Origin of the sequence: Pseudomonas sp. TH34 (genome assembly GCF_016650865.1) — a bacterium.
Classification (GTDB): Bacteria; Pseudomonadota; Gammaproteobacteria; order Pseudomonadales; family Pseudomonadaceae; genus Aquipseudomonas; species Aquipseudomonas yamanorum.
Genome location: NZ_JAEKFB010000015.1, coordinates 15,467 through 30,647, shown reverse-complemented (window position 1 = coordinate 30,647; position 15,181 = coordinate 15,467). Strand labels below are relative to the sequence as shown.

The following is a 15,181-nucleotide window of genomic DNA, read 5'->3' as shown; positions in this document are numbered from 1 at the left end:
ACGTTGTCCAATTAAATTGAGATGACACACGCTCGACTTTTCCGCACTTCGTAGCTTCTATCTTTATATGTTCAATTGAAGGGTTTCTTTTTAGTCAGGGCTGAGAAGTTACCTGAAGGGTAATTATATGGATTTATTCAGGAAGAAACTCAATTTTAAGATAGTGGCTTTTCAATATGCGCCATATCTTATAGTTTTTGGGCTGGTGCTCCCTGCAGATGCTTACCCAGTCGAATTCAATGAGGATTTCTTGAGTAAGGGGGGAGCACCGATCGAGCTCCAGTACTTTGAAAAGGGCAGCGTTGTACTGCCGGGCTCATATAGCGTTGATATTTACCTGAACCAGATATTGATAAAACGTCAGGATGTCAACTTCAGTGCCGATGCTGGCAGTGCTGAGGTCAAACCGGTAATTCAACTCGGCATGCTGAAGGTATTGGGGGTTGATATCGCCCGTCTTGAAAAAGAAAACATTATTCCGGCGAATAGCGACGATGCTTTGTCACTGGATCTCGCGGCCCTGATAGAAGGCGCGTCGGTAGACTTCGATGTCACGAGCCTCGCCCTGCGAATTAGTATCCCCAATGCCTATATTCTGCGGCAGTCTCGCGGTTATGTAGACCCTACACTTTGGGATCAGGGAATTACTGCTTTTTATACGGACTACCAGACCAACTTCAACCGCAACATCAGTCAGGGCTATCGCAGCGATTACCGCTATATAGGTTTGCGCAACGGATTCAACCTGAAGGGCTGGCGCTTTCGCAATGAATCCTCTTTGTCTGGCGGAACCAATATGCGTAACAAATTCAGTAGTAACCGTAGCTATGCCGAGCGCGATATCGCCCATCTCAAGGCCAAGTTGGCTATCGGGGAGCTGTACTCTCAGGGCGATATATTCGACAGTGTACGCTTTCGCGGCGCGCAAGTGGCCACTGACCTCGGGATGCTGCCGGATAACGAGCAGGGGTATGCGCCGGTAGTGCGGGGCATCGCTGAAACCAACGCGACTGTCGAAGTACGGCAGAACGGTTATGTAATTTACTCGACTACAGTATCGCCCGGAGCCTTCGAGATTAGCGACATCTACCCCAGCGGTTCCAATGGGGACCTCAAGGTCAAGATCATCGAGGCCGATGGTCGTGAACGGGACTATACCCAGGCTTATTCCTATCTGCCGGTCATGACCCGGCGCGGTAGCCTGCGCTACAGTCTTGCTGCGGGTGAATACAGTACCGAGGGCCAGTCCTCGCCCAAGTTTTCCCAAGGCACCCTGGTGTACGGTATGTCCAATAACTTCACGAGCTATGGTGGACTGCTCGCTGCCCAGAAATACACTGCGCTCAACCTGGGATTGGGGATCAACTCCAGCTTAGGCGGGGTTTCCTTCGACGTCACTAACAGTACGTCCGAGGACCAGCGGGGCAAAAAGAACCAGGGTCAGAGTGCCCGCTTTCTGTATTCTAAAACCCTCAATAGCACAGACACCACCTTTACCATGGTCGGCTACCGCTATTCAACCGATGGCTATCGTACCTTCGGCCAGCATGTAGAGGATACGGACTATGTCAGCGGGCAGCGTTACGGACGGCAGAAGAGCCGTTTCGATATGAACGTTAACCAGACGCTGTCCCAACGCGGTTCTCTTTTTATCAGTCTGGGTGAAACCAATTATTGGAACATGGCGGGGAGTACCAGGCGCTGGCAGGCCGGCTATAGCGGTAATGTTTCCACCACCAGCTACAGCTTTGCCGTATCCCAGACTCAAGGCACTGACTCCACCGAGCGCTCGGATACACAATTCACCGCGTCTGTCAGTATCCCGCTGGGTAGCAGTTCCCGCTCGCACCGTATCTATTCAAGTGCTATTTCCTCACAGCACGGTGATTCCAGTTTGCAAAGCGGTATCTCTGGCTATCTCAATGAAAAGAATACCGTCAATTATTCAGCTCAGGCCGGTTACAGTAAGCAAAGTGGTCACTCCAGCGGATTCGGAGTTGGTTGGGATACGCCGACCTCGAAGTTGAACGCCAACTATAATCAGAGTGTAGACAATAAACATATGGATCTCGGTGCTTCCGGTTCCGTTGTGCTCCACAGTGGTGGCGTTACGTTCGGCCAGCCGGTGGGGGAAACCTTTGCCTTGATTGAAGTGCCCGATATCAGCGGGGTTGGCATCGACAGTTCGACCTCGATCAGGACCAACGACAGTGGCTACGCGGTTGTTCCTTATGTGCAGCCTTATCGGTACAACTGGTTGAATCTGGACACCAACACCCTCGGCAGTGATACCGAGATCCCCGAAAACTCCAAGATGGTAGTGCCAACACGTGGTGCAATCGTCAGAACCACATTCGCTGCGGAGTCAGGCCGCCGTATGCAGTTCGACCTAAACCTGGATACTGGAAAGAAGATTCCATTCGGAGCTCAGGCATACGACGAGCAAGGTAAGAGTCTCGGTATAGTCGACAATACGTCTCGGCTATTGGTATTCGGTATCAAAGATAAGGGGAAAATTGATATTCGCTGGGGCAAAGATGCATGTAGTGCTAACTATGCACTGCCAGGGGCGGACAAAAAATTGACCTATGAGCGATTTAGTATTGTCTGCAAATATATTTAACTGATGTGATACAAATCTTTTCTGCATGAGTTGTCAATGCTTTTGTGGATGCTCTCGGTGTTTTTTGTGCCTATTTTAAAGGTGAAGTCAATGAAATGTTGGTTTTTATGTGTTGCTCTGTCGTGCTTTTTCCCCCAGATGGCTTTTGCCTCCTGTACTGGCCCTGCTGGTGTGACCTACAACTTTACTTTTCCTAGCAGCATAAATCTGGCACTGGTTCCCATGGGAGGGGTACTTGCAGAGAGCAAAAGTGGCGAAGTATCACAGCTGTTTATGCAGTGTGGCCCTGGTGACGTTGTTTCTTTTGTGGACGCTGGTAACATGGAGCTATCAAGTTACCCAAATGTCTATAAAACCAACGTTGAAGGTATTGGAGTAAGACTTAAGCTCGATGGTTGGATGGCTCCGGATTATTATGTGCCAACGGAATACCCGGTTCCGGAGAAAGGATTGAATTCGCCATGGATATTTTCGATTCCCCATGCGGGGACTTTACAGCTTGTACGAATCGGTTCGGGTATAGGAAATAACAAGCTTGACGTAAATATTAAGATCATAGGCAAACCTCCTGGGGCGCCGCAATTAACTTATAATGCGAAAATATCGTCAACAGTATCAAATAATGTATACATGATGTGTGCGCTCACAGACTCGACGTTAAATGTTCCCATGGGAAAATTTTTTGTTGGGGAGGTGAAATCAGGTATAGCTTCCGAAAAATTATTCTCCTTCAATGTCCAATGTACTGGGCTTTCAGCCAGTAAGCGCCCTCCAGTGAAGGTGTATTTCCTGGGTGATTCTCCAGCTGATGGCTCCCTGAACCTTTTAGGGGCCGGCAGTATGAATGCGGCATCCGGAGTAAAAATATCTTTGGTGAGCTCCAAAGATATCAAACTTCCCTTCAGCCTAGGCAATGCATTGAAACTCGACTGGCAACGATCAGAAGCTACAAGAGAAATTTATGGTTTTTCAGGTAAAGCAAAATATGTTCCTACGGGAGGAGAAATTAAGCCTGGTGTTGCCAATGCAGTCATGAGTATTGTTCTTGATTACAATTAATTGTGAATAGAAATGGGGCTTTGAGAGCGCCCTCTCATACACCAGCGCCACCTCAAGCTATAAGTATTTTGATGCACTGCTTTTCGAAAGGCTCGGCTGGCTGTTATCACGTTTCCCAAAGTGCTTGAGCTCGTCAGTAGCGCACGAGCTCCAAATCCAGTCGCCATAGAGATAGCCCCGATTTTTCTTTATAACTTTTGTTGGCGGCTATTGCTGTTGTGGCCGGGTCAGCTCATCCGAACTTCTCCAGTTGTATCGGGATATCACCAGCTATGAATTCAGCTTCGCCCATCTTGAAAAGCTGAATCGCAGCACGCTGGATTTGGAACTGGGATCTCGGGGCAGCCTGCCAGGCATGAGTGCATCGCCAGGTGCCTCTATGAGGAGCAGGACTGGAACGGACGTTATCGGATCTTCACTGCGAAGGCTGCGGTGGATACGGCCTCTCTCGTCGACGTAGAACCTCTTGGCTATCAGAGCACGGTTAATTTTAAGTACTCGCCAGCTCCCTCTACCGAATACCTACAGATTGATGGCCGCTACACGGTGCGCGGCTTCGACGGCAATACCACGCTTGCCGGCCCGGGTGGCTGGACCTGGCGTAATGAAGTCGCAATGGCTACGTTGTGTGTGTGGGGGGCAGGTCTACACGGCCGTCGATACCGGCCAAATATCGCCCATCGCAAGCCGGGAACCACGTGGAAAAATGCTCATAGGCAGCGCGATCGGACTGCGGGGCAATGTCAATACTTTTGGCTACGACATCGCGCTCGGGGGGGCATTGAAAAAGCGGAGGTATTTGCAGACCCGAAAGTGATCATGGACAGGATCGAGCAGGCACGGATCAAAGGGTTTGCTATGCGATGAAGAGCTCGAGTTAGGGATGCGTTCAATGGCGGTCCTGTTTCTTGCCCCGGGCGCCTTTGACGTATTCGCTCGGGAGGAACCAGGTCTGCCGGTCCAGATCGACATCCTTCCATTCGGCCTGGAGCAGCTCACCAATCCGGCACAACGTACCCAGGCTGATCCAGAGCGCGAGCTACGTTTTCTTTTTTAGCGGTCGAATGCCGTCGTATTTCTGGTCCGTGGGGAGGGCGTCGTAACCTGCGGTCATTTGTTGGATCCGGTTGTGAGGTTCCAATAGCTCAGCCGGCGAAAAAATGCGGCGTCTTCCCGTTTCGTAGTTGGCAGGAGTCAATAGGGAGATGTCGACCAGTTCCATCAGATCGCCCTCAAGCAATAAGGCCCGCCAGGGCTGAATTTCTCTGGCTCAGCTGAACATCTGAGTGAGGTCGGCGAAAAAACTGATGGCTTGCCGGTGAGCGACGCGGTTTACCACCGTGCGGATCGGCGACCGAACATCGTGTTCGGAGACGTTGCTCACAGCGGTCTTGCCGAGTGCTGGCAAAAGGTCCTCGTTAAAGAGTCGTTGCAACTCGGCATTTCCGTCTATAGGCGCGACACCATCCAACATCTAGGCCTTGACCAGATCCTGGACGGTCAGCGTTTGCACCTCCGTCGTTTTTACTTGTTCGGCCTCTACTTGTGCCTGTGCATTGGCGGTTTTCTTCTGCTCGTGCGGATTGATTTGCTCATCAATGAGCTCCCTGGCCTGGTTTCGTGCCTTGCGAATGTCCGTCAGGGATCTGCGCGGCCAGGACGCCGCAGGCGTACTCTTTGTTCTGCCCGCCCCAGCGATAGCGATAGAAAAAGCTGACTGACACACCGTCCTTACGGACTGAGATTCGACCGGCATCGTTGGCGGTCAGCGACTTGAGTTCTTTGATGGCGATTTTGGCCATGAAACCGACTCTCTCTACTTTTACCCCCGCAAAACGACTGGCTCTGGGAGGGATCCTCAGCTGATACCAAGGTCGGACTTTGTCCTGGGGGCTTTGGTCCCGGTTTTGATAAGTGAGTTGACGACGGTTTTTGGGTTCATTGCTGTCGCACGCTACCGGTGCTATTAGCCGATAACTGCCAGTTAGGAAGGGCGCCTTTCGACCTAACCGTACATCCGATATCGGCAGCATGGCGCTGCCGACTCGATATTTGTGTCAACTCTTGATCTCTAGCTGCTGGGGCCGCTCTATACGACTTTGCCGGACGTGTCTGACCTCGATGTCACCAGAACCGCGATCAACGCTGGCATCAGAATCAGCGCCCCGATCATGTTCCAGATGAACAGCAGCACCAGCAAAAGCCCCATATCAACCTGGAACCTCAATTCAGAGAAGGCCCAGGTGGAGACCCCAATTGCCAAGGTTACACCGGTAAATGCAACCGAAGTTCCTGTGGTCTTCAGCGTTTCGAAATAAGCAGCGCGCATGCTCATCCCCTGGTGCAGAAAACCTTCCATACGACTGTACAGGTAGATGCCGTAGTCAACGCCGATACCGACACCGAGTGCGATCACTGGCAGGGTGGCGATTTTTACGCCCAAGCCCATTTGCGCCATCACGGCCTCGCACAGCACGGTCGACAAATACAGCGGTGTCATGAGAGCGATAGTGACCTTGATCGACTTGAACTCGCAAAGCACCACCAGCGAAACAATCACGAACACCAGAAGCAGCATCAGCTTTTCCGAGTGTTTGATCACCTGGTTGGTGGCGGCCTCGATCCCGGCGCTCCCGGCTGCCTGAAGGATCTTGAACTCGCCGGTGTCGTACTCGCTGTTGAACAGCTCGACGGCTTCACCGACGCGACTCAGTGTTTGTGCCTTATGGTCGGCCAGGTACAGGCTGATGGGAGCGATGTTGCAGTTCGTGTCCACCAGTTCTGCGGCTACCCCAGAGCGGGCATTGTTCATCACGTACTGGTCACGGGAGAACTCGGCCCATTTCGGGTTGCCCTCGTTACGCGCAACGATGTTGAAGCGCATGGTGCCGTACAACGACTGCACAGACTCGACTCCTTTCACTTCGAGCAAACGCCTTTCCAACTGGTTGGCCAGGTCGGCCGCGGCGAAGCGCGAACATTGCTCAGGTGGTGTCTTGAAGATCAGTACGTAGACATCGGTGCTGGTGCTGTAGTGGGAGAGCAGGTAGGCGTTGTCCTGGTTGTATCGAGCTTGCGGGCGGAATTCCGGTGCGCCGGCATCCAGGTCACCGATTTGTAGGCCCTGGCGCGCATGGTAACCAAGGCCCAGTAACACCAGGCTCGCAAGAATCAAAGCGATAGCAACCGGTTTACGCGTTACGCCCGAGATTCTGCGGAAGATCGGCCAGCTGGAGTCGCGGCGCTCATGCTGTTGACGCAAGCCACGAGGGCTTATGCCGACATAGGACATCAGCACCGGTAGCAGGAACATTTTGGTAAAGATTGCCATGAACACGCCAATGCTAGCGGTCACGGCCAACTGTTGAATTACGCCGATGTCGATCACCACCAGGGTGATGAAACCGACTGCATCGGCCAGCAGTGCAGTGCTGCCCGGAATGAACAGGGTGCGAAAAGTACGTCTCGATGCTTGTAGCGCACCGCAACCATTGCCCATTTCACTCATCATCAGATTGATGTTCTGCACGGCATGGCTGATGCCAATTGCAAAGATCAGGAAGGGCACGAGGATTGAATACGGGTCCAGGCCGTAACCCAGTAGTCTGAGCAGGCCGAGCTGGCAGATCACGGTCAACAGGCAGGTTAGTACAGCGACGGCGGTACTGCGCCAGCAGCGGCAATAGAAGTACAGCAGTATGCTGATCAACCCGACGGTGATGGCGAAAAAAAACGCAATATCGCTGGCTGCGGCCAGCAGGTCACCGACAATCTGGGCAAACCCGATCACCCGAACGGTCGCGCCTTGCGCGTTGAAGTGTTCACGCACATGCTTGTCCAACGCTTCGCTGAAAGCCCCGTAATCCAGGGGCTTTCCGGTTTGTGGGTCGTTGTCGAGCAGGGGCACACGGATGATCGTCGAGCGCCAGTCGTTCGCCACAAAGCTGCCCAACATGTTGGCACGCAAGATGTTCTGCCGTACCTGGGACAGCGACTCGGCGCTCGCATCATACGCGTCGGGGATCACTCGGCCAGCGCGTACCCCCTCAGTATTCACCTCGCTCCACAACGCGTTAGGGGTCCACAACGATTTGAGCTTCCCCCGGTCGACACCAGGCAGATAGAAAATCCTGTCGTTGACCTCGCGCAGTGTTTCCATGAACGCCGGATCGAGGATCTCACCCTTGGGATTTTCCAGCAGCACCCGCAATACGTTGCTCTGTGGCCGAAGTACTTCCTCATACTGCAGATAATTCTGGATAAAGGGATGACTGCTCGGAATCATCCGGGAGAAGCTCGCGTCCGGGCGCAATGCGAGGGCTTGGTAACCTAGGAGCAAGGAAGCAACGAGGAAGAAAAACACTACTGCCAGGCGATGATGGAACAGCGTTCGTTCGATGAAATCCAGCAGTCGTGGTTCAGCGTTTTCCAGCTTCTGCGAAGGTGGGTTGAGGTGCAAACGGGAGTTCATCTGCGCATCTCCTTCAATTCATCTGTTGTCAGGATGCGCAGGCCATTGTTACCGACAAGCGCCAACTGTTTGTTGTCAAGAGGCACGGCGCCCAGCCAAGCGCCCCGGTTAGCACTCTGATGGACGCTGAACTGCCGCAGATCGGTACTGTGCAGCAGCAGGCCGGCTTGCCCGGTCAACCACAAGCTGCCGTCGGCCAGTTGTTCGCCACCATAGAGGCTGGCCTTGATGGGCAACGGGATGGCCTGCCAGTGCTGACCCTGGTCGCGGCTGGAGAACAGGCTGGCACCAAAGCCCATGGCCAGGATTTGCCCATCACGCAGTTGCATGAGTTTGTAGAGCGAAGCGGGTGTCAGTTGTTGCGCTGCCAACCATTGACCGTTGACTTGTCGGTACAGGCGTCCGCCTTCGCCAGCAATCAGCAGATCACCGTTGACCAGCCCCAGAACGGCGTTGAGGTGTAGGCGCTCCGGGTTGTCAAGGTCTGGCAGATAATCCCAGCGCTGACCGCCGTCGCGGGTGTGCAAAACCATGCCATAGGCGCCGACCACCCAGCCCTCCCGAGCGTTGCGAAACCATACATCCAACAGCGGCCGGGAAGGTCCGGCAGCGGCACCAGCATTGATGTCGTCGAGGGCGAAGCGGGCGTTATCCAATGCCAGCTGTTGTTCATCGCTACCAGGGTTATCGGCGCTTAAAGCCTGTTCCAGGCGTGCCACCTCGGCCTCGGCCCACGCGAGCATCAAGGCATTTATAGTCCTGCCATCGAGTTGTTTGTCCCAGGATTGTCCGCCATCGCTGCTATGCAGCACGACGCCGTCATGACCCACCGCCCAGCCTTGGAGATTGTCGACAAAATGTACGGCGGTGAGCAGCACGTCCACCGGCACCTTGGCCTGTTGAAGTTGGCCGTTTGGCTCACGCAGGAGAATGTGGCCGTCTGCTCCCACCATCACCAGACGTTTGCCCAGGTGCTGGATGGCGGTGAGTGGCGCCTGGCTGACGCTCGCTGATACCCGGGAGGCGCGCTCCAGGCGATCGGCTATTGGCGCGGCAAAGGGGGAGGTCGTTAGCACGGCGGTAGTCAACCCGACGAGCAGACCCAACGTCGAGCGGGTGGGGATTTTCATAGCAGATGTCTCGGGAGGAATAACTGGGGTCGTACATGACCAGCCCGGTGTCATGGGGCAGGCAACTCAGTGACCTGACCGTCGCAATGCCGCCGGGCTGAAATCGGCAATCTTGCTGCTGATGCCGAACTGAGTGCTGCGCTCTTCGTTCTCCAGTCCGTACACCACATAGCGGCGTGCTTGCAGGTCGTAGGCAACGTCGCTCATTTGAAGGCACGAGAGCACGTCATAACGCTGCAACGTATGGGCTTCCTGCATGCGCCACAGATCACCGCGACCGTCGTACAGGTCGGCAGCAAGAATGCTCCAGCTGTCCTCGTCGACGTAAAACACGCGCTTGGCGTAGATGTGTCGCTCTCCAGGCTTGAGGGTCGCTTCTACCACCCAGACGCGATGCATCTCGTAGCGCAGCATGTCCTGATTGAGGTGATTGGGCTGGATGATCTGGTTGTACTTGAGTGAGCGACCCGCCAGCTTGTAGGTGTTATAAGGCACCAACATTTCTTTCTTTCCGATCAGCTTCCACTCGTATTTATTCGGTGCACCGTTGTACATGTCGATGGCGTCGTAAGTGCGCAAACCTTCCGAGGTGCCGACCGGGGAGTCATAGGCTGCTTCGGGCGCGCGCAACACGCGGCGCTGGCCCGGGTTGTAACTCCATGCCAGGCGTGGTTCCTGGGTCTGGTCAATGGGTTCGTGGATCAGCGTCTGTCCACCCGCTACGCTCTCGGGCGAGATGACCTTGCCAAGGTAGTAGTACAAACGGTTCGGCTCGGGATTGCCCATGGCAGAGGCCATCATCACTTTTACGTCACGACGGATCGGGGTGAAGTTGCCATTGCTCTGCACCACCATTTCCGTGGGGAAGTATTCATAGCCAACGGTGCGGTACCGAACGAAGTGATTGAACAATACCTCGATACCTGAGTGAGGAATGGGGAAAGGCACGCTGCTCCTCTCATAGCCGATCAGACCATTACCACCGTCAGCCAGTGAGATCTTCGGGGCCTCTCGGACTATCTCTGCGTACTCGTTTTGCGGCAAGGCAGCGGTGCGGTGGGTGGGGTAAACGAGCATTTTGAAGTCAGGGTACTTCTCCAGCATGGCCTGGTAGCCGGGAGTGAGCACTTGAGCGTACTGCGCCTTGTTGGTCTGGGTGATGCTGTACAACGGTTTTTCACTGGCGTAAGGGTCGACATAACCCTGGCCGGCCTGGAATCCCGGCGGTGGCTGGGTCAGCCCACCGGTCCAGGCCGGAATACTACCGTTGGCGTTTGCAGCTTTTTGTCCGCCGGTGGGCGTCAGATCCTGGCCCAGGCGGGCGACTTCGCTGGCGTCTACGTTGGCCAGGACACAACCATTGCCCAAACTCAGGAGAGTGCCCAGTACGGTGGCGTGAAACAAAGTGGTGTTCATGGAGTACCTCATCAATCAGAAGCCCATTCGCAGGCTGAGAGAAACAAAATCCCTGTCGGTGCTGGCGAAGGGGGTGTTGCCACTGGCCGACCAGGAGAGCTCGGCCGAGTAGTCCTGCAGGTAGTCGAATTTTGTCCCGACCGACCCGAGGAGGCGGCCTTCGGAAAAGACGCCATCGTAGGACCAACCCTTGACGTCCTGACCGAAGGCCACGAACGGCGAGACGTTGATCCCGACCAGCAGCGCCGGATAGCTGAGTTGAGCGCGCAGGCGATAGCCCCAGGAGAATTTGCTGGTGTAGCCGTCTGTGGAACAGCCTCGATTCCGGTATTGGCTCGGAGACCCGAGGGCGCAGCCGATCGTGTTGCCATTGGCCAGGTCGGAGCCATAAAGGTCGCCCTTGGCATATCGACGGTCATTCAGGTCGGGCAGGTCGTGCATGTACTTCATACCCGCCTCGCCAATCAGGTTGAGATTATCGGCGCCCAGCACCTGGGGCAGCGACTTGAGGAACCCCAACGAAAGCTGCGAGATCTTGCGCCGGTCGTAACCGTTGTAGACCGATCCAGGTGCGGCGTTGATGGCATCCTCACCAAGGGTGATGTTCTGGCCGATCGCTTGGCTTAGTTGCACCGGGTTGCCGGCAAAGGCTGGGATCAGATCGCCGTTGGCCAGTTGCACCGGCTGGTTGGGTCGGAAGCTGTATTCGCCAAAGACTGACGTCCCCCACAGGTTGCTGGAGAAGCTCAAGCCAAAGATGCGGATGTCTTCCGGGAAGTCGGCGAAGTAGGTGCCGTTGGTGTCTTGTCTGCCTGCGATCCAGCCAGCTCCTGGACCAGGGCGCAGGTCCGTGGTGATGCTGGTGTAGGGAGTGCGTGAATGGATGTTCATCGCGTAGGCGCCGAACTCGGTGTCGAGCTGATCAGCGAAGTACCGCAATGCGAAACCGAACTGACCGTTGTCGGAGGGTTCGTTGTCGCCGGTACGGCGGATGATCTGGTCGTTGGCAAAACTCGCTGGATCGTTCGCTCCGCCACGAGGTACACCGAAACAACCATCCGGGAGAAAGTCGTTGCTTGAAAAGTAGGTGCCGCAACCTTCCAGCACCGTGCGCCGCCATTGCAGCTGATAGAACGCTTCGAGGCTCAGGCTGTCCGTCAGGCCGAAGTTGCCATACAGCATCGGCACCGGCAGCAACGCTTCCTTGACCTGCGAACCGGGTCGACGCAAGGCAGCGACGTCGACGGGATTGATCGCGTTGATGCCGTTCTGGAAGTACAGGCCTTCGCCCCAGTTGATCACTTGGTTGCCCACCCGGGCATTCAAGGGATGCTCGGCAATGGTGAAATCACCGAACACGTAAGCATCCAGCAACGCAACCCCCTGAAACTTGGCGAGTTCGTCAAAGTGACTGTCATCGAGCTTGCTGTTGGGTTGGTAACCGTTGGAAGAGTGCCCAAAGTCGACTTCGCGGTTGTTCAGGGTGTAGTCGTACCAAGCCTTGCCGCGAATGAAGGCGCCATAGTTTTGCCAGTTAAGTTCCATTTCACCCAGCAGGGTGACGGGTGAGGACACCAGGTTGCGCTTGCGAAAGTTCAGCCGCCCGTCGTCGCCAGTACGACCGCCGCTGGGGTTGAACTCACCGGGTTTACCGTAACCGATGGCGTTGGCGTTACCCTGGAATATGTTATCGGCATTGGGTTTCTCGGCGCTCCACACACCACCCAGGCTGAGGCTGCCATTGTAACGGCCACTGATTTCACCCCAGGTGAAGTCGGCAGCGCTGGCGTAGTTGCACAGGGCACAGGCCAGAGGTGTCAGGAACAGGCCGGTGAGTTGCAGGCGATGGAGCCGCGCAATGCCGCCGCTTGATGGAGAGCCCATGAGGTCAGCCTCTTAATTATTGTTATAGGAAGCCCGCCGACACACTTGGCGCGGGGACGCCAGGTACCGTTGAGTTGTAGAACCGGGGGTCAGGCCAGCCCGAGAGGGTCGGCATGGATCGTTACTTGAGGGCTGGGAGCAGGGCGCTCACCATGCTGTTGAAGGCCGTGACGCTATCAACTTTTGGCGCTGCGATATGTGCGGTGGTGTTCGCACTGGTAGCCCTGGGCGCCATGTCCGGTGCGGAGGACATCTTGACGATCACCAGTTCTCGTTTGGGGTTGATATAGATCCGCTGGCCAAAGCGACCGGCCGCCTCGACGGAGCCGTCACCGTCATTCTTCTGATACCAGTAATTCCTGTAGGAATAGCCCGCTCGCTCCTTGGCGTTCGTATTGCCTTCGATCAGGGCCTGGTTGGCATTGGGCTTCAACGCCAGTTGAACGGCCTGCGCAAACGGGTCGTCGGCCTGTCGTGCAGCGGCGGCTTGACGGACGGCTTCGGCAAATCGAGCGACGTCATGCAGGGTGCTGCTCATGCCTCCACTGGCCATTTCGGTACCCAATTGATCCACCTGAGCGTAGGCATCGTCCTCTGCCAAACGGGACCAGATGCGTTCCGAAACCAGCGTCGACCAACTTTTCCCGGTGATTCTGCGCATGGCCCAGGCGACCGCTTCAGGCGAACCGTTCTGATAGAACCAGATGTCCGTGTCGGCAGATTCCTGTGGGCGTGTCGCCACTTTCAGAAAGTCATAGATATTGTCGGGCATGCCCTCTCGGCGAGGCAGGATGCCGGCCGCCGCAAACAGCCCCAGATCGGGTGGCAGATTGACCGGGTAGATGGCGCGAACCTGCATGTCGAGATTCTGTTGCACGGTGGCTTCGCCGAACGGCGTGCCGGTCAACTCGGGGACATAGCTCGCCAGTCGGGCCGTCGGGTCCATCTTGCCTTCTGCGATGAGGCTCGCGGCAAGCAACCCCGTCACTGACTTGGTCATTGATGCCCAGATGTGCGACTGCCGAGGGCTGAATGAATCCAGGTAGCGCTCGTACACCACCTTGCCGCGTTGCAGGACAATGAAACCATCGGTGTAAGTTTGCTGTAGATATTCCGGCAAGGTCAGCAATGCGTCTCCCACCTTGAAATTCAGCTCATCCAGGGCGAGCCGATTGCCAGGGATCAGCGGCAGGGCGGTTGGACCCCGGTCGATGCCGGTGGTGGGCGACATTGATCGCGCATTACGCAGCGCCCAGCGCAAATTGGGCATTTCAAAAGCATTGAGTTTGTTCACGCGCTTATCCATCGCCGGTGGAAATCCCTGCATCACACCCAACTGAATTGGATCGGTAGTGGTTACAGCGGCAACGGCCTGCCCGCTGATCGCAGTAAACAACAGGACGGGAAGTAATTTTAAGGACTTTGCTGCCAGTTTTGCTGCAACGTTGTTTTCATTTTTCGTGACGCACATTTTTTTTGTTATCTCCTGATGGCGTGGGTCGCCAAGGTGTTGCCAGCGTCGACTGGATCAAACGGGCTGGACATTGATTCCAGTCTGAGAGCGGGATATACATAAGCGCAATGCATCACTAGCTATAGATACATAACCAACAGGAATGCCATGGACGTACGTGACCTTGAGTATGTGATCGCTGTCGAGCAATGCGGCACCATCGGTAAGGCCGCCGATATGCTGGGCCTCACCCAACCTTCGCTGACCAAAGCCGTGCGCCGGGTTGAAACCTTGTTGGGGGTCATGCTTTTCGAACGAACCTCCACTGGCATGCGGGTGACCCAGGCGGGTGTGCAATTTCTGACACGAGCCAAGCGTCTGCGCCGCGACTACGACGATGCACTGGCAGAGATGCGCAGCATTCGAACGGGCGAACAGGGCGCCGTGCGATTGGGGTACTCGCCATCGCTTCCCGATGGTCTGCTGGTCGCCAGTTGCCGCCGTCTGTTGCGCGAACGCCCGGCCGCCCGCTTGCGTCTGCGTCGCCGCCTGGCCCAGGAGTTGCTGGACGCATTGCGCAGCGGCGAGATCGATGTGGTGGCGATGCCGTTACTCGGCGTCACGCCCGAGTTCGCCACAGAGTATTTGTACGAAGATCGTCTCGCTGTCGTGGCTGATACAGGACACCCATTGCTGGCAAGGCCTCGCCTGGATTTGAGCGACTTACAGGGTGAGGAGTGGCTGCTGCCGGAAGGCCATATCGTTATCCGGCAATCGCTGGAAGATGCCTTTCACCGAAATGGACTGGCGCAGCCGTTGCTGCGCATCGAGGCGGACTTCAGCAGTGAGGCCCTGTTTCAATTGATCAACGGTACCAACATTCTGACGATATCGCGGTGTGGGCAGATGACCCGTTCGGCCGGGTTGGAACCGCTGAATCTGGTGGTCGATGGCCTTGAGTTCAATCGGCGGATAGGGCTGGTTACCCGCACCGGAGGCTATCTGTCCCCGGTCTGCTGCCGGTTGATCGACCTGTTCAGGGAGGAGGCGACGCCAAGCAATATGGCGAAGTGGCTGTAGCGACTTTTGCACGTGGCTGCACGGAATTTCGCGCTCAGCCCTATCCCGTTTTGTTATGGGTGCTC

At 55.6% G+C, this 15,181-nt stretch carries 9 protein-coding genes and 1 pseudogene; 4 read left to right on the top strand and 6 right to left on the bottom strand.

Going from position 1 to position 15,181, the window contains the following annotated elements; all coding sequences use genetic code 11:
- Positions 1-127 precede the first annotated feature (127 nt).
- From JFU58_RS10095 to JFU58_RS32600, 3 genes are all read left to right on the top strand, one after another.
- Positions 128-2,623 carry a fimbria/pilus outer membrane usher protein gene (locus JFU58_RS10095; protein WP_201140495.1) on the top strand — a complete coding sequence of 832 codons (2,496 nt, stop codon included), beginning with the start codon at positions 128-130 and terminating at the stop codon, positions 2,621-2,623.
- A 36-nt stretch (positions 2,624-2,659) separates the two neighbouring features.
- Positions 2,660-3,682 (top strand): fimbrial protein, encoded by a 1,023-nt coding sequence (locus tag JFU58_RS10090; RefSeq protein WP_201140494.1) that lies wholly within the window; start codon positions 2,660-2,662, stop codon positions 3,680-3,682.
- Between the two features lie 333 nt (positions 3,683-4,015).
- Positions 4,016-4,549 carry a ShlB/FhaC/HecB family hemolysin secretion/activation protein gene (locus JFU58_RS32600; protein WP_446739977.1) on the top strand — a complete coding sequence of 178 codons (534 nt, stop codon included), beginning with the start codon at positions 4,016-4,018 and terminating at the stop codon, positions 4,547-4,549.
- Positions 4,550-4,574: 25 nt separating this feature from the next.
- Here JFU58_RS32600 and JFU58_RS10080 read toward each other — a convergent pair.
- The 6 genes and pseudogenes from JFU58_RS10080 to JFU58_RS10055 form a co-directional block, all read right to left on the bottom strand.
- A pseudogene (locus JFU58_RS10080) lies at positions 4,575-5,484 on the bottom strand (tyrosine-type recombinase/integrase); the annotation flags it as partial.
- 287 nt (positions 5,485-5,771) lie between these two features.
- Complete coding sequence (locus tag JFU58_RS10075) at positions 5,772-8,153, bottom strand: efflux RND transporter permease subunit (RefSeq protein WP_201140492.1); 2,382 nt, start codon at positions 8,151-8,153, stop codon at positions 5,772-5,774.
- Positions 8,150-9,283: a YCF48-related protein gene (locus tag JFU58_RS10070; protein WP_201140490.1), complete on the bottom strand. Its 1,134-nt coding sequence runs from the start codon at positions 9,281-9,283 to the stop codon at positions 8,150-8,152. Before JFU58_RS10070 ends, JFU58_RS10075 begins: the two co-directional genes overlap by 4 nt.
- A gap of 66 nt (positions 9,284-9,349) precedes the next feature.
- Positions 9,350-10,699 carry a DUF1329 domain-containing protein gene (locus JFU58_RS10065; protein WP_201140488.1) on the bottom strand — a complete coding sequence of 450 codons (1,350 nt, stop codon included), beginning with the start codon at positions 10,697-10,699 and terminating at the stop codon, positions 9,350-9,352.
- 15 nt (positions 10,700-10,714) lie between these two features.
- Complete coding sequence (locus tag JFU58_RS10060; RefSeq protein WP_201140486.1) at positions 10,715-12,583, bottom strand: DUF1302 domain-containing protein; 1,869 nt, start codon at positions 12,581-12,583, stop codon at positions 10,715-10,717.
- A 121-nt stretch (positions 12,584-12,704) separates the two neighbouring features.
- On the bottom strand, positions 12,705-14,054 hold the full coding sequence (locus JFU58_RS10055) for a serine hydrolase domain-containing protein (protein WP_201140484.1): 1,350 nt from the start codon (positions 14,052-14,054) through the stop codon (positions 12,705-12,707).
- A gap of 150 nt (positions 14,055-14,204) precedes the next feature.
- Here JFU58_RS10055 and JFU58_RS10050 point away from each other — a divergent pair, with 150 nt between their 5' ends.
- Entirely contained in the window at positions 14,205-15,116 is a 912-nt protein-coding gene (locus JFU58_RS10050) for a LysR family transcriptional regulator (RefSeq protein WP_201140482.1), read from the top strand.
- Positions 15,117-15,181 lie beyond the last annotated feature (65 nt).